Genomic DNA, 16,585 nt, shown 5'->3' on the forward strand with positions numbered 1-16,585 from the left:
AAGGATATAACCTTATAACCTTCGGGCTGTGATGCACAACACACACTTGATGACCAGCGAAGATGCGGAACCCACGACAGTGCGGGTCACCATCGACGCCGGCGTCGCGTGGGTCGAGCTCAACCGCCCCGAGGTGTTGAACTCGTTCAACGAGACGATGCTGCGCGAGCTCGCCGCCCTGTGGGCACGGCTGCGCCTCGACGACGAGGTGCGGGCCGTGGTCGTCACCGGAGCCGGCGAGAAGGCGTTCTGCACCGGCTACGACCGCTCCGGCCTGGAGCCCACCGATGACGACTCCGCTCAACTCCTGAAGGCGAGCAGCCCGTTCCTGCGCGCCGACGTCGGCGACTTCCTCGGCCCCAAGTCCTGCGACCTGTGGAAGCCGGTCATCGCCGCGGTCAACGGCATCGCCTGCGGCGGCGCGTTCTACCTGCTCGGCGAGGCCGACATCATCATCGCCGCGGACACCGCCACGTTCTTCGACCCGCACACCACGTTCGGCATGCCCGCCGTGTTCGAGCCGCTGCACCTGCTGCGCCGCATGCCGCTGGGCGAGGTGCTGCGGCTGACCTTGCTCGGCTCGGCCGAGCGGATGTCCGCCCGGCGCGCGCTGGAGATCGGCCTGGTGTCCGAGGTGGTGCCCGGCGACCAGCTGCGCGCGGCGGCGGCGACGGTCGCCGACACCATCGCGGCCCTGCCGCCGCTCGCGGTCCAGGCCACCCTGCGGGCCATCTGGATCGGCTCGGAGATGGCGCCCGGCCAGGCGCTCGGCGTCGCCCACGCGCTCGTCGCCGCCGGCACCGACCCGGCCGCCCTCGCCGCCGGCCAGGACGCGTTCCGCGCCGGCGGCCGGCCGAAGTGGCGACTGCGATGATGGACTTCGCCCTCTCCAGCGAGCAGCTCGACCTCCGCGCGGGCCTGACCGCCCTGTTCGCCGACCACTCGACGCCGGCCCGGGTCCGGGCGGCCGAGCCGCTGGGCTTCGACCCGGCGCTGTGGGCGGTGCTCGGCGGGTTCGGCTTCCCGCACCTGGCCGGCTCCCGCGACGGCGCCCCGGCCCGGCTGGCCGACCTCGCCGTCGCCGCCCAGGACGCCGGCGCCTGCCTCGCCTCGGCACCGCTGGTGGAGACCCTGGTCGCGACCCGGCTGCTGGACCGCCTCGGCGCCGCCGCCGGCGACGACCTGGTCACCTTCTCCCCCCGACCGGCCGTGGCCGGTGTCGCCCGGACCGTCCCGTGGGCCGCCGTCGCCGACCGCGTGATCGCCTGCGACGGGGACCGGATCCTCATCGCCGGGCCCGGCCACGACGTCGAGCGGCCCAAGCAGACCCTCGCCGGGCTGGCGATCGGCCACGCCGACCTCACCGGCGCGACCGTCCTCGCCGAGGGACCGGCGGCGGTGTCGGCCTTCGCCGAGGCCCGGGCCGACTGGCAGGTCCTCACCGCGGCCGCCCTCGCCGGCGTCGCCGCCGCCGGGCTGCACCTCGGCGTGGAGTACGCGAAGACCCGCCACCAGTTCGGCCAGCCGATCGGCGCGTTCCAGGCCCTCGCCCACCAGCTCGCCGACGCCGCCGCCCTCGTCGACGGCGCGCAGCTGCTGGTCCAGGAGGCGGCCTGGGCCGGCGACACCGGCAGCCCCCGCCGGCACGGCCTGGCCGCGATGGCCGCCGCGTTCGCCGGCCGGGCCGCCCGCCAGGCCACCGACCGCGGCCTGCACGCACACGGCGGCTACGGCTACACCCTCGAATACGACATCCAGCTGTACTTCCGCCGGGCCAAGGCACTGAGCCTGCTCAGCGGCGGCGAGTCCGCGGCGGTCGACGCCGTCGTCGCGCTCGCGCTGGCCGACACCGACTCCGACTCCGACCACGACACAGGGCGGCGGTAGATGGACTTCGAGCTCTCCGCGGCACAGCTGCGCTTCCGCGACGAGGTCCGGCAGTTCCTGGCCGGGCTGCCACCGCAGACGTCGGCGGCCGTGCACGACACCGGCACGCTGCACAGCTGGGACGTGCACCGGGCGATGGCCGAACGCGGTTGGCTGAAGGCGGCCTGGCCGGTCGAGCAGGGCGGGCAGGGCCGGGACCCGTTCGAGATGGCCACCCTCAACGAGGAGTTCGCCCGGGCCGGCATCCCGATCGAAGGCTGGCTCATCGCCGAGCTGGTGGCCAAGACGCTGCAGATCGTCGGCACGCAGCAGCAGCGGCACGAGGTCATCCCGGCCATCCTCGGTGGGGAGATCCTGCTGTGCCTGGGCTACTCGGAGCCGGACTCGGGCTCCGACGTGGCCGCGGCCCGCACCCGGGCCACCCGCGACGGCGACGGCTGGGTCATCGACGGGCAGAAGATGTTCACCACGATGGCGCATGAGGCGAGCTACGTCTTCCTGCTCGCCCGCACCAACCCTGACGTCCCCAAGCACCGCGGCCTGACCATGTTCCTGGTGCCGCTGGACGCCGACGGGGTCCAGGTCCGCCCGGTGCACACGCTCGGCGGGGAACGCACCAACGCCACGTTCTACGACCGGGTCCGCGTCCCGGACAGCGCACGGGTCGGCGAGGTCGACGGCGGCTGGGACGTCATGATGGTGGCGCTCGCCTTCGAGCGGCAGCCGGCCGCGGCCGGGCACCTGCTGCACCTGCTGGGCCGCGCACTGGACTGGGCCCGCACGGCCGGCCCGGACGGGCCGGCGCCGATCGAGCGGCCCGAGGTGCGCGCCTGCCTGGCCCGGGCGTACACCGACCTCGAGGTGAGCCGCCTCATGGGGTACCGGATGACCTGGCTGACCTCACGCGACGTCCTGCCGCACACCGAGGGGTCCCTGGCGAAGCTGTTCAGCTCCGAGGCGCTCATGCGGGCCTCGGCGTCCCTCGTGGACGTCGTCGGCGCCGACGCGCTGCTCACCGGGCACGGCACCGGGGCACCGGCCGACGGCTGGATCGAGCACGAGTTCCGGCACTCGGTCGTGACCACCATCTACGCCGGCACCAGCGAGATCCAGCGCGGCATCATCGCCGAACGGCACCTCGGCCTGCCCCGCGCCACCGCCCGGCGGGCCGGGTCATGACCGCCGAGCAGGACGTGACGCAGCAGGTGCGCTGCACGGTCGAGGGCGGCGTGGCCCGGATCGTGTTCGACCGCCCCGAGCGGCGCAACGCGCTCGGCCCGCCGCAGCGTGAACGGCTGATCTCGCTGCTGGCCGAGGCCGGCGCGGCGGTCGAGGTGCGGGCGGTCGTGCTCTCCGCGGTCGGCCGGGCCTTCTGCGCCGGCGGCGACCTCGGCCTGCCGAAACCCGCTCCGCCCGCCGACGGCCGGCCGGACCGGGTGGTCGGCGCCACCGGGCCCGCGGTCCGCAGCGCGCAGGCCCTCATCGCCGCGGTCCTCGACTGCCCCAAGCCGGTCATCGCCGCGGTCAACGGGGTGGCCGCCGGCATGGGCGCCCAGCTCGCCCTCGCCGCCGATGTCGTCGTCGCCTCGACCAGCGCCCGGTTCGCGGAGCTGTTCATCACCCGCGGGATCGTGCCGGACGCCGCGGCGGCGTACCTGCTGCCCCGCATCCTCGGGCTGCACCTGGCGAAACGGCTGCTGCTGCTCGGCGGCGACCTGAGCGTCACCGACGCCGAACGCCTCGGCATCGTGCACCAGGTGGTCGAGCCCGACGACCTGCCGGCCGCCGCCGACGCCCTCGCGGCCCGGTTCGCGGCCGGGCCGACCGTCGCGATCGGCCTGGCCAAGCGCCTGCTGAACCAGTCGCTGGACTCGGACCGGGTCTCGGCGTTCCACCAGGAGGAGATGGCGGTGGCGATGAACGTGTGGACCGAGGACAGCGCCGAAGGGCTGCGCAGCTTCGCGGAGAAGCGCGACCCGGTCTTCCGGGGGTGGTGACGCGATGCCCAGGCCCACCGACATCGGCGTGATCGACCTGATGATGGGGATCCCGAAAGGACCCGGCGACGACAGCTGGCGCCGGTTCCTCGGCACCCAGCTGCGCGACCAGGAGAGCCGCGAGACCTACCGGTTCCCCGCCGAGTACATGTACAAGAGCCTGCCGGACCAGCGGTTCAGCACTGACGGCGCGGCGGCCGTGCTGGGCGAGATGGACCGCTTCGGCGTCGAGCGCGGCATGATCACCGTCAGCTTCGACGACGAGCTCGCCGTCGCCGCGCTCAAGGACCACCCGGAGCGGTTCCTCGGGGCGTTCCCCGTCGACCCCAACGCCGGGATGGAGGGTGTACGGGCGCTGCGCCGGGCCGTCGAGGAGCTCGGCGTGGTCGCGGCGAGCGCGATGCCCAGCGGGCTCAACCCGCCGGTGCCGATCAACGACAAGCGGTTCTACCCGCTGTACGCCGCCTGCGTCGACCTGGACATCCCGATCTTCGTCTGCGCTGGCGTGCCCGGGCCCCGGATCCCGTTCGCGGCTCAGGAGGTCGCCCTCATCGACGAGGTCTGCTGGTACTTCCCCGAGCTGCGCTTCGTCACCCGGCACGGCTGCGAACCGTGGGTCGACCTGGCCGTGAAGCTGCTGCTGAAGTGGCCCAACCTGTACTACTCGACCAGCGCGTTCGCGCCGAAGTACTACCCGCGGCAGATCCTGGACTTCGCCAACACCCGCGGCGCGGACAAGGTGCTCTACGCCGGCTACTTCCCGATGGGCCTGTCCCTGGAGCGCATCTTCACCGAGCTGGACGACCTGCCGCTGCACGACGGCGTGTGGGAGAAGTTCCTGCGCACCAACGCACTGCGGGTGCTCGGCCTGGACCGCTCCGGCCGCGGGACTGCAGCATGACCCGCCGGGCGGTCGTCGTGGGTACGGGCTTCGGGCTGCGGGTGCACGTGCCGGCGCTGCGGGCGGCCGGGTTCGAGGTGGCCGCACTGGTGGGCCAGGACGCCGAGCGGACCACCCGGCGGGCCGCGCGGGTCGGCGTGCCGGCCGGGTTCGACTCGCTGCAGGCCGCACTGCGGGCCACCGACGCCGAGGTCGTCACCATCGCCACGCCCCCGGACACGCACGCCGAGCTCGCCGGGCTGGCCGTGGCGGCCGGGCGGCACGTCATCTGCGAGAAGCCCCTCGCGCTGTCGGTCGAGCAGGCCGAGACGATGACGAAGGCGGCCGACGCGGCCGGTGTCGTCGCGCTGGTCGGCACCGAGTTCCGGTGGGACCCCGCGGTCGAGGCGGTCCGCGCCGCGATCGCCGATGGCCGCATCGGCCGGCCGCACACGGTCACGGTCGTGCGGTCCTACCCGATCCTCGCCGACGCCGAAGCGGGCGCGCCCGGCTGGTGGTTCGACCCGGCCCGCGGCGGCGGGTGGCTGCGCGCGAACGGCACCCACCTGCTGGACCAGCTGCACCTGTGGCTCGGCCCGATCGCCGAGGTGTCGGCCACGCTGGGCCAGGCGGTGCCCCGCCCCGGCGGCGGCGCCGACGACGGCTACGGCGTGCTGCTGCGCACCGCGTCCGGCGCGGTCGGGATCATCCAGGAGTGCGCGGCGGTCTGGGGCCCGCCGGTCGAGGTGACCCGGGTGGCCGGCACCGCCGGCACGGTGTCCATCGTGGACGGCCGGGCCCTCCTCGAGACCGCCGACGGGACCCGCGACCTGAGCGCCGCACCGTCGCAACCAGACACAACTGACAGCAGCCGCCCGTGGACCGCGGCCGAGATCGCCGCCTACACCGGTCTCGCCGGTTGGCTGTACCGGCACCTCGAAGACGGCAGCACCGGTGAGCAACGTCCGGCCACCTTCGCCGACGGCCTGGCCGTGCTGCGGGTCGTCGAGGCGATCCAGGTCTCGGCCGAGCAGGGCCACGCCGTCACCGTCCAGCCCGGAGGTGCCCCATGAGCCGCCCACTCGACCCCGCGGTGGTCCGCCCCGACGGCACCGCGGTCGTGACGATGGAACTGCAGCGCGGCATCGTCGGCCCCGAGAGCCTGGTGCCGGAGCTGGGCGAGCAGCTGCGGGCCGCCGGTGGCGTCGGCAACGTGCGCCGCCTGCTGACCGCGGCCCGCACCGCCGGGGTCGCGGTCGTGCACGCCACCGTAGCCCGCCGGGGCGGCGGCCGGCCGGGCCTGACGAACGCGCCGATCCTGGAGCGCGCCGCGGCCATGCCCGAGCACCTGCGCACCGGTTCGGTGTCCGCGCAGGTGCTGGCGGAGATCGGGCCGGAGGACGACGACGTCACCGTCGAGCGGCTGCACGGCGTGACCCCGTTCACCGGCACCGAGCTCGACGCGAGCCTGCGCGGCCTCGGCGTGCGCACGATCGTCCTGGTCGGCGTGTCGGTGAACATGGGCATCCTCGGTGCCTCGATGGAGGCGGTGGGGCTGGGGTACCGCGTGGTGGTGCCGGTCGACGCGGTGGCCGGCGTCCCGGCCGACTACGCCGCCGAGGTGATCCGCTACAGCCTGCGCCACCTCGCCACGCTGTCCACAGTGGACGAGGTGGTGGCGGCATGGACCTGACCGGACGCACCGCTGTCGTTGCGGGCGTGGGACCGGGGCTGGGCCGCGAGCTCGCCCTGACCTTCGCCGAGGCCGGCGCCGACCTGGCGCTGCTCGCCCGCAACGCCGACTACCTGGAGCAGGTCGCCGGCGAGGTCGAGGCGGCCGGCCGGGCCGCGCTGCGCCTGCCGGCCGACCTCACCGACCGGGCCCGCTGCGCCGAGGCCGCCGAGCGCATCGGCGAGCGGTACGGCGCCGTCGACGTCCTCGTGCACAACGCGTTCTCCCGGCCGCCGCTTGGCTCGCTCGGTGAGCGCACGGCCGCCGACTGGCACGCGGCGGTCGACGGCAACATCCTGTCGGCCACCAACCTGCTGTACGAGCTGCTGCCGCTGATGCGGGGACGGGCGGCGGCGGTCGTGCTGGTCAGCTCCATCTCGGCGCGCCGGCCGCACCCCGGCTCCGGCATCTACGCCGTGGTGAAGTCGGCGATGCTCACCCTGGTCCAGGTCCTGGCCCGCGAGCTGGGCCCGCACTCGGTCCGGGTCAACGCCGTCGTGCCCGGATACATCGAGTCGGACAACCTGGAGGCGTTCTTCGCCGACGCCGGCGCCCGGCGGGCCGCGCTGGAGGGGACCTGTCTGGGCCGGTTCGTGACGGCCCGGGAGGTGGCCGACGTGGCCGCCTTCCTCGGCTCGCCCGCCGCCGCCGGCGTGACCGGGCAGACGCTCGACGTCAACGCAGGCCAATGGTTCGGCTGACCCGTGAGACACCCCGCCGCCTGAGGACACCCGCCACCTGAGGACACCCCGCCCCTGAGGACACCTGGAGCACAGTGGACACACAGACACGGCAAGCGACCGCGGCCCCGCCGACGGCACCCGCGGGCGCCAAGCTGCTCGCGTCCGGCGTGGAGCGGCAGTTCATCTCCGGCAAGAGCCGCGTGCACGCCCTCGGCCCGTTCGACCTGCGGGTGGCCGACGGCGAGTTCGTCTGCCTGGTCGGCCCGTCCGGCTGCGGCAAGTCGACGTTCCTGCGCATCGTCAACGGCCTGCTGCCACCGACCGCGGGCACCCTGGACCTCTGGCTCGACGAGGGCCGGGCGGACACGTCCATGGTCTTCCAGGACTACGGGGTGCTGCCCTGGAAGACCGTCCTCGCAAACGTGCGGTTCGGCCTGGAGATGGCGAAGGTCCCCCGGCGGGAGGCCAACGAGCGGGCGATGGAATGGATCCGCCGGATCGGGCTGAGCGGCTTCGAGAAGGCCTACCCGGCCACGCTCTCCGGCGGCATGCGGCAGCGGGTATCGATCGCCCGGGCCCTCGCCGTACAGCCGCAGATCCTGCTCATGGACGAGCCGTTCGCGGCCGTGGACGCACAGATGCGGGTGGTGCTGCAGGAGGTGCTCCTCAAGGTCTGGGAGGAGGACCGGCGCACCGTCATCTTCGTCACCCACAGCCTCGAGGAGGCGCTCGTGCTCGGCGACCGCGTGGTCGTCGTGTCGGCCCGGCCCGGCCGGGTGGTCAGTGACATCACCGTGCCGTTCGGGCGGCCCCGCGCCAGCGACGTGCGCCGCACGCCCGAGTTCGCGGAGCTGCATCAGAACGTGTGGGACGTGCTGCGCGACGAGGTCCAGGCCTCGCTCGCAGCAGGAACGGAGGCGTCATGACCCAGATCCTGCAGAAACCCCCAGCGAACGGCCGGCTCGTGCGCCGGGAGGCATCCGCCACCCCCGAGCGGGCCGCGGTCCGCCGGCGCCGGCGCCGGGTGATCGAGATCGTGCTGGGCTTCGGTGCGCCGGTGCTGCTGTTCGTGGTGTGGCAGGTGGCCGCGACCAGCGGCGCGGTCAACCCGCTGTTCTTCCCGCCGCCCACCGAGGTCTGGAAGGCGGCCCTGGAGCTCGTCGAGAGCGGCGAGCTGTTCGAGCACCTCTGGGCCAGCCTGACCCGGGTGCTCATCGGCTGCGCGATGGGCGTGGTGACCGGGGTGGCCGCCGGCATCGCCCTCGGCGCCTCCCGCTGGGTCCGGGCCACCCTCGAGCCGCTGCTGTCGGCGCTGTACACGGTGCCGAAGCTGGCCATCTTCCCGTTGCTGCTGCTCATCTTCGGCCTCACCGACACGGCCCTGAACGTGGCCATCGGCATGACCGTCTTCTTCTTCATGTGGGTCAGCACCATGGCCGCGTTCCTGGCGGTGAGCCCGGGTCACCGCGAGGTGGCGCAGAGCTTCCAGGCCGGCCCGTGGCTGACCTTCCGTCACGTCCTGTTCCCGGCCGCGCTGCCGCAGATGTTCATCGGTCTGCGGATGTCGGTCAGCGTCGCCGTGCTGATGATGGTCGGCGTCGAGTTCACCCAGGCGAACAAGGGCATCGGCTATCTCATCTGGTACTCCTGGACGCTGTTTCAGGCGCCCCGGATGTACGTCGGCATCGTGGCGGTCGCCCTCATGGGGCTGCTGCTGAGCAATGCCGTCAAGTGGGTGTCGCTGCTCGTGCTGCCGTGGGCTCGCGTCGAGATCGAAGGCGGCGACCGGAACCTCCTGTAAATCGGTTTCCCCTCCCCCAGTAAGGAAGACGCAAAATGCGCCGATCAGCCGCCCTGTTCGTCGTCGCCGCGCTCGCCGTCCCGCTGCTGTCCGCCTGCGGCGACGACGGCTCGACCCCGTCCTCCACCCCTACCGGAACCGGGGCCACCAGCGCCCCGGCCCCCGGCCCGACCGGGCCGAACACCCCGGCGCCGAAGCCGCTGCCGAGCGAGGTCACGGTCAACGCCTCGCTCCCCTTCCGCAACATCGAAGCGTATGCGCCGTTACTGCTCGCCGAGTACTTCGGGGAGTTCAAAAAGGAAAACATCAAAATCAACATCCAGCTGGTACAGACGAACAACCTCGTCGTGGTGATGCAGAAGGGCGACATCGACGTGGCGCCCGCCGCGCCGTCGGCCGGCCTGTTCAACGCGATCGCCGGTGGCGCCGACATCAAGGGCATCGGCGGCGGCGTCGGCTGGAGCCCCGCCAACCACCAGGGCTACTACGTGCGCAAGAGCCTGCTCAAGCCCGACGGCTCGTTCAGCTGCGCCGACCTGAAGGGCAAGAAGGTCTCCACCGGCTCCGCCACGGGCCTCGGCTCCCCCGCCGTGGTAGAGCTGGCCGCGTACCTGAAGACCTGCAACCTCACCGTCAAGGACGTCACGATCGTGCCGCTCGGCGGCGCCGACCTGCTGGCCGGGCTCGACTCGGGCTCGGTGGACGCCGGCAACCTCAGTGACCCCGTCTGGACCACCGCCGAGAAGACCGGGCACAAGCTCATCATCCCGTTCACCGCGTCCATCACCAGCTACTGGATGGGCAAGATCCGCACCGAGAAGCCGGACGTGGCCGCGGCCATCGTGCGCGCGCTGGTCCGCACCAGCCGCACCTATCTGCAGGGCGACTACCGCAGCAACCCGCAGGTGAAGGAGGGGCTGATCAAGGCCCTGGGCGCCACCGAGGCCCAGGTCACCGGGCCGTCCAGCCTGGTGTTCGACCCCGACTTCAAGTTCCCCATCGGCAACATCGCACCGATCGAGTCCGCCTGGGCCGAGATCGGTGGCATCGTCAACTTCACCAAACCCCTGGCCGACGACAAGCTGTTCGACGACACGCCGCGCCAGACGGCGCTGGCCGCGTAGCCGATGCGGAAGTTCCTCGCCGTTGGCCACCACGGCCCGGTCGATCCTGAGCTGGGACTGCGGATCGCCGACGTGGCCGTGGACTGGATCTCGGCCAAGCTGGCCGACGGCACCTTCGACTGCCTGTACTCGATGGCCGGCGGGGGCCGGCTGATCGTCGCCAACGTCGCCGACGAGGAGACCCTCCTAGAGATGCTGCGCGCGGCACCGGACGCACCACGCGAATGGACGCTCACCGAACTGTTCGACGGCATCGAGGTCATCCGCAACTACGTCGCGTCCATGCGGCCGTAATGCACGTTGCCGGGCGGTCCTCCGGGGCCGCCCGGCCTCTTCCTGAGGGAGCCAGCATTGAGTGACATGTGGGCGGCCCAGCTCGTTGCCCCCTCGACGTTCACCGACGTCCGCGTCCCGGCACCTTCCCCGGCGGCGCTCGCCCCCGGCGAGGTGCTGCTGCGGGTCCGGGCCGGCGCGATCTGCGGCAGCGACATGCCCCTGTTCAAGGGCGCCGTCCAGCTCCAGGGCGGGCTGGGCAACCACCCGGACGGCGCGCCACCCGGGCCGGGCTGCCCGATGCACGAGGTGGTGGGCGACGTGGTCGCCTCCCGCCACCCCGGCTTCACGCCCGGCACCACCGCGGTCGGCTGGGCCCTGGGCCAGGACGCGCTCGCCGAGCTCGTCGTCACCGAAGGGGACTCCCTCACACCCGACGACGGCACGCTCCCGCCGGCACACGCCGTGGTCGCGCAGCCCCTCGCGTGCGTCATCTACGCGGTCGAACGGATGGGCGACGTCACCGGGCAGCGGGTCGCCGTCCTCGGCCAGGGACCGATCGGCATGCTGTTCAGCCACGTGCTGAAGACCGCGGGCGCCGCCCACGTGGTCGGCGTCGACCGGGTCGACCGGTCGGAGCAGGCGCGGACCTTCGGGGTGGACGAGCCGGTGCGGGCCTCGTGCGACCGGTGGGTCGCCTCGCTCGCCCCCGCCGACCGGCCGCACGTGGTGGTCGAGTCCATCGGGCACCAGGTCGGCACCCTCGGCTGCGCCGTCGACGCGGCCGCGGACGGCGGCCTGGTCTACTACTTCGGGGTGCCCGACGACCTGGTCTACCCGGTGCCGATGCACACGTTCTTCCGCAAGGACCTGACCCTGCGGGCCGGCACCACCAAGGACCGCGGACGGGTGCTGCGGCTGGCCCAGCACTACCTGCGCGAGCACCCGTCGATCCTGGACGCCTACGTCACCGACCGGTTGCCGATGACCCGCGTCCAGGAGGCCTACGACCGGGCCGCCGCGCCCCGGGCCGGTCAGCTCAAGGTGGTCCTCGAGGCGTGAGCCGCGTCCCGGGCGTCGAGCAGCGGCTGCAGGAACGCCGGCAACGCTTCCGGCGTCCGCACGAACGCCAGGGGGTGCACGATGACGCAGTCGGCACCGGCCTCCCACAGCGCCCGCGCCTCCTGCAGCACCGGCGCGGCGCCGGCCTCTTCGGCGGTCCTGCCGTGCGCGACCAGCGTGGTGGCCGCGGTGACCGGGATCGTGGCCGGGTCCCGGCCGACCCGCACGGACTCGGCGCGGATGGCGGCGATCGCGGCCCGCACCTCCTCGACCGGCATCGGCGCCGCCCACCACCCCACGCCGTGGCGCACCACCCGCTCGATCGCCCGCGGAGTGGGATGGAAGCCGAACGACAGCCGCAGGTCCGCGCCCTGCACCGGCACCGGCATGCTGTGCAGGTCGGTGAAGTCCACCCGCTGCCCCGCGTGAGCCGCCGGCCCCCCGGCCCACAGCGCCCGGCAGACGGCGACCTGCTCCTCCAGGTAGCCGAAGCGACGCTCGAACGGCCGCTCGGTGACCCGGTACTCCTCCTCCTGCCAGCCCGCCCCGAGGCCCACGTCGAGCCGCCCGCCGCAGATGACGTCGAGCGTGGCGAGCTGCTTGGCCAGCAGCACGGCCGGGCGGATCGGCGCGATGAGGACGTTGGTGCCGAGCCGGGCCCGGCCGGTGACCCCGGCGATCGCGGCGAGGGCGGTCAGCGGCTCGAACCAGTTGGTGTCGATGGGATACGGGAAGCCGACGGCCACCCGGTCGCGGTGGGCCCGCTCGCTGATCGTCACATGGTCGGGCAGCACCAGCAGGTCCACGCCCATCCGGTCGGCCAGTCCGGCCGCTTCCAGGATGCCGGTGAAGCGGCCGCCGTACAGCTCGTCCACGCCCATCAGGTTGAAGCCCAGCCGAGCCATCGCATCCCCACTTCCACCCAGCAGCCAACGGGTACCAAACCAAGCAAGTGCTTGGTAGTTTACCGGTGCGGCCCGGGAAAACACCAGGCCACGCGGGTCCACAGCAGACAGTCGCAGGAGGTTCCGATGACGAACGAGGACGCCGACCGGGCCGCCATCCGGGACCTCGTATGCCGGTACTGCCGGGGCGTCGACCGCCTCGACATGGAGCTGGTCCGCTCCTGCTACCACCCCGGCGCGATCGACCACCACACCGGCTTCGACGGCCCCGTCGAGGAGTACGTCGCCTGGGTCGAGCCGAAGCTGCGCGGCTTCGACGGCACGATGCACCTGGTCGCCAACCACCTGGTCGAGTTCGCCGGAACACGTGCCCTGTCGGAGACCTACGGCACCGCCGTGCACTGGGGCACCCCGTCGGACTCCCCACAGCTGAACTTCACCAGCGGCTTCCGCTACATCGACCTGCTCGAGCAGCGCGACGGCGAATGGCGCATCCTGGAACGCTACGCGTCGCGGGAATGGACCCGCTCGGAGGCCAACCTGTTCGTCCCGCGTGAGGGCCCCGGCCCGGCCGGCCGCCGCGACCGGGACGACTACGTGTACCGCCTCCGCACCGACCTGCTCGCCCCGTGAGCACGTCGCACCGATGAAGACGTTGATGGCGACGGTGCCGGCGTGGACGCCCTTGTCCGACCCGGCTCCAAGGGTTCGCCAACACCACAGCAGCGCTCATCGAGCGAGCGGATCAGCGGCGGCAGGACAGCGCGAGACGGCGCCGGAGCAGGTCGATTGCAATGACGGTGACCATGACCTCGTCGCCGATCTGGACGGCCTGGTCCGGCGTCTCGATGGGCGTCGTGGACAGTTCACTGAGGTGGACCAGGCCCTCGATGCCGTCGCTCAGGCAGCCGATGAAGCCGACCGGGTCGCCGTCGAAGCCATCGAGCAGCATCGCCGCTCCCAGCGGCGTGATCTCCGCAACGGTTCCCGTCAGGGTGTCACCGACGCTCACGGTCGCCATGAACGTCGCAAGGGACTCGTCGTCTTCCATCGTCTTCATGATCCCAGGACGCTCGCAGGGTGTTCAAACGGCGATGGCCTCGACGGGGTTCCGGCGGCGGGACGACGGACGTGTCGTCCCGCCAAACGATCGATGTCCTGGTGATCGGAAGCTGCCATACTGCCCGGGCCATGATGGTGTGACAACTCGACGGGGAGCTGACGGACACATGACCGAGCCACCGAATTTCCAATACACCCCGCTTCCGCCCGTGAACACGTATGCCATCCTCGCCGCCGTGTTCGCCTTCGTCATCTTCCCGCCGCTGGGCATCTACTTCGGAGGCAAGGCCAAGGAGCAGATCGCGCAGAGCGGAGAACGCGGGATCGAACTGGCCAACGTGGGCGTCATCGCCGGCTGGATCCTCAGCGTGCTCTTCGGGCTGTTCATCATCGTGTGGTGCGGCCTGGTCGGCACCGCGGTTTGGGGCGGATTCAACGGAGTGAACTGAGCCCAGGCCGAGGACCGTGCGCATGACCTCCGCTCCTGCCAGGCTCACTCCTCGACCATGACTTCGCGCAGGCTCTTGGCCGGCGGCGTCGCGTGCCTGCGACGCTGCCGGACGTCCAGACGCCTCGCCCTCCAGCTCGCCGACGACCTGGTTCCACAGCCTGTCGTCGGTACTGACGCCTTCCACGATGCGGACGACGTTGACGTTGCCGTCGTATTCGCCCATCAGCCCTGCCGATGCGATGCGCTCGTCCCGGTCGGACAGGCCCGGCTTCAGGCCGAAGCTGGTCGCCTCGCGCCAGATGGGCGGCAGCGTGACAATCCCGGGTTCCGGGCCGGTGCGCAGCACGCCCCGGTCGATGAGGTCGACCACGGCGCCTCACGCCGCATGGTCGACGAACCGTGCTGCCTGCGCCAGGGTTCGGCCAGGCGATCCACGATGTGCCCGCGAACCTCGACGCGACCATGCCCAGGTGCGGCACCGCCAGCCGCGGTGGCGTCCAGTGACGACTCTCCGCCCGGTCGGCGGCCCTGATCACCGCCGTGTCGCCGGCCACCTGCACGATCAGAAGCGCGGCGCCTACTGCGTGGTCCGGACTGGCGCCGGCGAAACTGTTGACAAACCTAACAGTATTGACGTTCCCTGATGGAAGGTCGACGTCGGTGGGCGGACCGGTCGTCAACGAAGGATGACCCACGCCTGCCGAAGGAGCGACATGACCCTCCGAAGAAGACTGGCAGTCCTCGCTGCCGCCCTCCTCACCGTCCCCCTGTTCTCCGTGATCTTCTCGGCCGCACCGGCCGGCGCGCACGGCTGGATCACCAGCCCGCCGAGCCGCCAGGACCAATGCGCCACCGGTGCCGTCGCCAACTGCGGCTCCATCCAGTACGAACCGCAGAGCGTCGAGGCCCCCAAGGGCTCCCGGAACTGCAGCGGCGGCAACAGCAACTTCACGGTGCTCGACCAGGAGAACAAGGGCTGGATCGTCACCAACATCAGCAGCTCGACGACGTTCTCGTGGCGCAACACCGCGATGCACCGCACGCTCAACTGGCAGTACTACGTCGACGGCAACCTGCACCAGACGTTCACCAACGGCAACGCGCAACCGCCGCAGGTCGTCAACCACAACGTCACCGGGCTGCCCAGCGGGCGGCACAAGGTCCTCGCCGTCTGGAACATCTACGACACCGCGATGGCGTTCTACTCGTGCGTCGACGTCAACGTGGGTGGCGGCGGTGGCGGCGGCCCCACCACTCCGCCGCCGACCGGCGGCTGCGGCGCGGCGTGGAGCGCGGCGGCCGTCTACACCGGGGGCATGACCGTCTCGCACAAGAGCCGCAAGTACACGGCGCGGTGGTGGACGCAGGGCGAGGAGCCGGGCACCACCGGGGAGTGGGGCGTCTGGCAGGACAACGGCGCCTGCTGATCCGTCACCTCCCGATCCGTCATCTCCTGATCGGCCGTCCGGCTCGGGGCAGCCCCCGGGCCGGGCGGTTCCCGGCATTCGATCGAGTGGAGCCCGCGCCGATGAGCCTGCGCAGCCTGAGCCTCGCGATGGCATTCGTCGGTCTCGGCCTGGCGGCGTGTTCCAGTGCGTCGCCCGGTGCCGGACCGGCGTCCGTCGCGGTGCCGACCTCGGCCGGCCACGACCATCAGCACTCCGCCGGCGCACCGGCCGGGTCCGGCGCGCCGGGCGGGACGGTCGTGGTGCACGCCGCCGACGAGCTACGGGCCACGTTGACCACACTCGTGCCGAAGTTCGAGGAGGCGTTCCCGGGTGTCCGGGTCGCGGTGGAGTACGGCCGCGGCGCCGAGCACGCCGGGCACATCCTCGCCGGCGCACCGGTCGACGTGTTCGTGTCCGCGGACGCGGTGGCCACCACCCAGGTCATCGGTGGACACGCCCGCGGTGCTACGGCGGTCGTCGCCCGCAACCCGATCGTCGTCGCCGTCCCGCCGAGCACCGGAATCGCCGGCGTCGCCGACCTTCCCGGCACCCGGGTGGCGTTGTGCGCCGAGACCACCCCGTGCGGCCGGATGAGCCGCGCCGCGCTCACCGCCGCCGCGGTCGACGTGCGTCCCGTCTCCGTCGAACCTGACCCGGCCAGTGCGCTGACCCGGGTCCGCGCGGGTGCCGCCGACGCCGCGCTCGTCTACCGCACCGACGTCGTCGCGTCCGGCGCCGACCTGCGCGCCCTCGACTTCGCCCAGGCCCTGCTCATGGCCGACGAGTACACCGCCATCAAGGTCTCGACCGGCACCAACACCGTCGGCGCGGACGCGTTCGTGGCGTTCCTGGGCTCCGCCCTGGCGCGGCACGTCTTCGCCGACGCCGGCCTGTCACCCACCTGAGTCAATCCATCCAAAGGAGTCCAATGAGAGCTCAACGTCGCAGGTTCGCACTGGCGGCGGGCGTGGTCCTGGCCATTGCGATTGCGCTCGTGCCCACGCTGCAGGCACAGGCCGGCAGCACCGCCGCCCTGGCCGCCTGCACCGCCCCGAACTGGGCGGAAGGCAACACCTACACGGCGGGCACCCAGGTCACGTATCAGGGCCACACCTACCGGGCCCTGCAGACGCACACCGCGTGGCCCGGGGCCGGCTGGACCCCGTCCACCACGCCGTCGCTGTGGACCGACCTCGGCACGTGCACCGGAGGCGGCGGCCCGACCACGCCCCCGCCGACGACTCCTGCCGGCACGCCGGGTGTGCCCGGCAACTTCCGGG

20 protein-coding genes are annotated in these 16,585 nt (G+C 72.4%); 18 read left to right on the plus strand and 2 right to left on the minus strand.

Features of this window, described 5'->3' with window-relative positions; translation table 11 throughout:
- Positions 1-49: 49 nt before the first annotated feature.
- The 13 genes from Dsi01nite_RS52995 to Dsi01nite_RS53055 all read left to right on the plus strand — a co-directional run bounded on the left by Dsi01nite_RS52995 (position 50) and on the right by Dsi01nite_RS53055 (position 11,439).
- Positions 50-874, plus strand: coding sequence for an enoyl-CoA hydratase/isomerase family protein (locus Dsi01nite_RS52995; protein ID WP_203854126.1), 825 nt, complete (start codon positions 50-52; stop codon positions 872-874).
- On the plus strand, positions 871-1,887 hold the full coding sequence (locus Dsi01nite_RS53000; RefSeq protein ID WP_203854127.1) for an acyl-CoA dehydrogenase family protein: 1,017 nt from the start codon (positions 871-873) through the stop codon (positions 1,885-1,887). The genes Dsi01nite_RS52995 and Dsi01nite_RS53000 overlap by 4 nt, the downstream gene beginning before the upstream one ends.
- Positions 1,888-3,066, plus strand: coding sequence for an acyl-CoA dehydrogenase family protein (locus Dsi01nite_RS53005; protein ID WP_203854128.1), 1,179 nt, complete (start codon positions 1,888-1,890; stop codon positions 3,064-3,066).
- Positions 3,063-3,884 carry an enoyl-CoA hydratase/isomerase family protein gene (locus Dsi01nite_RS53010; protein WP_203854129.1) on the plus strand — a complete coding sequence of 274 codons (822 nt, stop codon included), beginning with the start codon at positions 3,063-3,065 and terminating at the stop codon, positions 3,882-3,884. The genes Dsi01nite_RS53005 and Dsi01nite_RS53010 overlap by 4 nt, the downstream gene beginning before the upstream one ends.
- 4 nt (positions 3,885-3,888) lie before the next feature.
- A complete protein-coding gene (locus Dsi01nite_RS53015; RefSeq protein ID WP_203854130.1) occupies positions 3,889-4,785 on the plus strand; it encodes an amidohydrolase family protein in 897 nt (298 codons plus the stop codon).
- Entirely contained in the window at positions 4,782-5,837 is a 1,056-nt protein-coding gene (locus tag Dsi01nite_RS53020; protein WP_203854131.1) for a Gfo/Idh/MocA family protein, read from the plus strand. Before Dsi01nite_RS53015 ends, Dsi01nite_RS53020 begins: the two co-directional genes overlap by 4 nt.
- Positions 5,834-6,457 carry a cysteine hydrolase family protein gene (locus tag Dsi01nite_RS53025; protein ID WP_203854132.1) on the plus strand — a complete coding sequence of 208 codons (624 nt, stop codon included), beginning with the start codon at positions 5,834-5,836 and terminating at the stop codon, positions 6,455-6,457. The genes Dsi01nite_RS53020 and Dsi01nite_RS53025 overlap by 4 nt, the downstream gene beginning before the upstream one ends.
- Complete coding sequence (locus Dsi01nite_RS53030; RefSeq protein WP_203854133.1) at positions 6,448-7,197, plus strand: SDR family oxidoreductase; 750 nt, start codon at positions 6,448-6,450, stop codon at positions 7,195-7,197. The genes Dsi01nite_RS53025 and Dsi01nite_RS53030 overlap by 10 nt, the downstream gene beginning before the upstream one ends.
- A gap of 74 nt (positions 7,198-7,271) precedes the next feature.
- Entirely contained in the window at positions 7,272-8,105 is an 834-nt protein-coding gene (locus tag Dsi01nite_RS53035; protein ID WP_203854134.1) for an ABC transporter ATP-binding protein, read from the plus strand.
- Positions 8,102-8,980: an ABC transporter permease gene (locus tag Dsi01nite_RS53040; RefSeq protein ID WP_203854135.1), complete on the plus strand. Its 879-nt coding sequence runs from the start codon at positions 8,102-8,104 to the stop codon at positions 8,978-8,980. Before Dsi01nite_RS53035 ends, Dsi01nite_RS53040 begins: the two co-directional genes overlap by 4 nt.
- A gap of 35 nt (positions 8,981-9,015) precedes the next feature.
- Positions 9,016-10,104: an ABC transporter substrate-binding protein gene (locus Dsi01nite_RS53045; RefSeq protein WP_203854136.1), complete on the plus strand. Its 1,089-nt coding sequence runs from the start codon at positions 9,016-9,018 to the stop codon at positions 10,102-10,104.
- A gap of 3 nt (positions 10,105-10,107) precedes the next feature.
- Entirely contained in the window at positions 10,108-10,398 is a 291-nt protein-coding gene (locus tag Dsi01nite_RS53050) for a hypothetical protein (protein ID WP_203854137.1), read from the plus strand.
- A gap of 66 nt (positions 10,399-10,464) precedes the next feature.
- Positions 10,465-11,439 carry a zinc-binding dehydrogenase gene (locus tag Dsi01nite_RS53055; protein ID WP_239137122.1) on the plus strand — a complete coding sequence of 325 codons (975 nt, stop codon included), beginning with the start codon at positions 10,465-10,467 and terminating at the stop codon, positions 11,437-11,439.
- On the opposite strand, the gene Dsi01nite_RS53060 is transcribed toward Dsi01nite_RS53055, so the two are convergent.
- Entirely contained in the window at positions 11,412-12,344 is a 933-nt protein-coding gene (locus Dsi01nite_RS53060) for a TIGR03619 family F420-dependent LLM class oxidoreductase (RefSeq protein ID WP_203854139.1), read from the minus strand. The two genes, Dsi01nite_RS53055 and Dsi01nite_RS53060, sit on opposite strands and share 28 nt — an antisense overlap.
- 126 nt (positions 12,345-12,470) lie before the next feature.
- Here Dsi01nite_RS53060 and Dsi01nite_RS53065 point away from each other — a divergent pair, with 126 nt between their 5' ends.
- Positions 12,471-12,977 (plus strand): nuclear transport factor 2 family protein, encoded by a 507-nt coding sequence (locus Dsi01nite_RS53065; protein ID WP_203854140.1) that lies wholly within the window; start codon positions 12,471-12,473, stop codon positions 12,975-12,977.
- Between the two features lie 112 nt (positions 12,978-13,089).
- Here Dsi01nite_RS53065 and Dsi01nite_RS59110 read toward each other — a convergent pair whose 3' ends face one another.
- A complete protein-coding gene (locus Dsi01nite_RS59110) occupies positions 13,090-13,404 on the minus strand; it encodes a S1 RNA-binding domain-containing protein (RefSeq protein ID WP_203854141.1) in 315 nt (104 codons plus the stop codon).
- Between the two features lie 169 nt (positions 13,405-13,573).
- Here Dsi01nite_RS59110 and Dsi01nite_RS53075 point away from each other — a divergent pair, with 169 nt between their 5' ends.
- The 4 genes from Dsi01nite_RS53075 to Dsi01nite_RS53090 form a co-directional block, all read left to right on the plus strand.
- Positions 13,574-13,855 (plus strand): DUF4190 domain-containing protein, encoded by a 282-nt coding sequence (locus Dsi01nite_RS53075; protein WP_203854142.1) that lies wholly within the window; start codon positions 13,574-13,576, stop codon positions 13,853-13,855.
- A gap of 715 nt (positions 13,856-14,570) precedes the next feature.
- A complete protein-coding gene (locus Dsi01nite_RS53080) occupies positions 14,571-15,284 on the plus strand; it encodes a lytic polysaccharide monooxygenase (RefSeq protein ID WP_203854143.1) in 714 nt (237 codons plus the stop codon).
- 101 nt (positions 15,285-15,385) lie between these two features.
- Positions 15,386-16,210 carry a molybdate ABC transporter substrate-binding protein gene (modA, locus tag Dsi01nite_RS53085; protein WP_203854144.1) on the plus strand — a complete coding sequence of 275 codons (825 nt, stop codon included), beginning with the start codon at positions 15,386-15,388 and terminating at the stop codon, positions 16,208-16,210.
- 23 nt (positions 16,211-16,233) lie between these two features.
- Positions 16,234-16,585 (plus strand): carbohydrate-binding protein (locus tag Dsi01nite_RS53090; protein ID WP_373318964.1); only part of this gene is annotated, 352 nt, incomplete at its 3' end.

It is taken from the genome of Dactylosporangium siamense (genome assembly GCF_016862795.1).
In the GTDB taxonomy this organism is placed as follows: domain Bacteria; phylum Actinomycetota; class Actinomycetes; order Mycobacteriales; family Micromonosporaceae; genus Dactylosporangium; species Dactylosporangium siamense.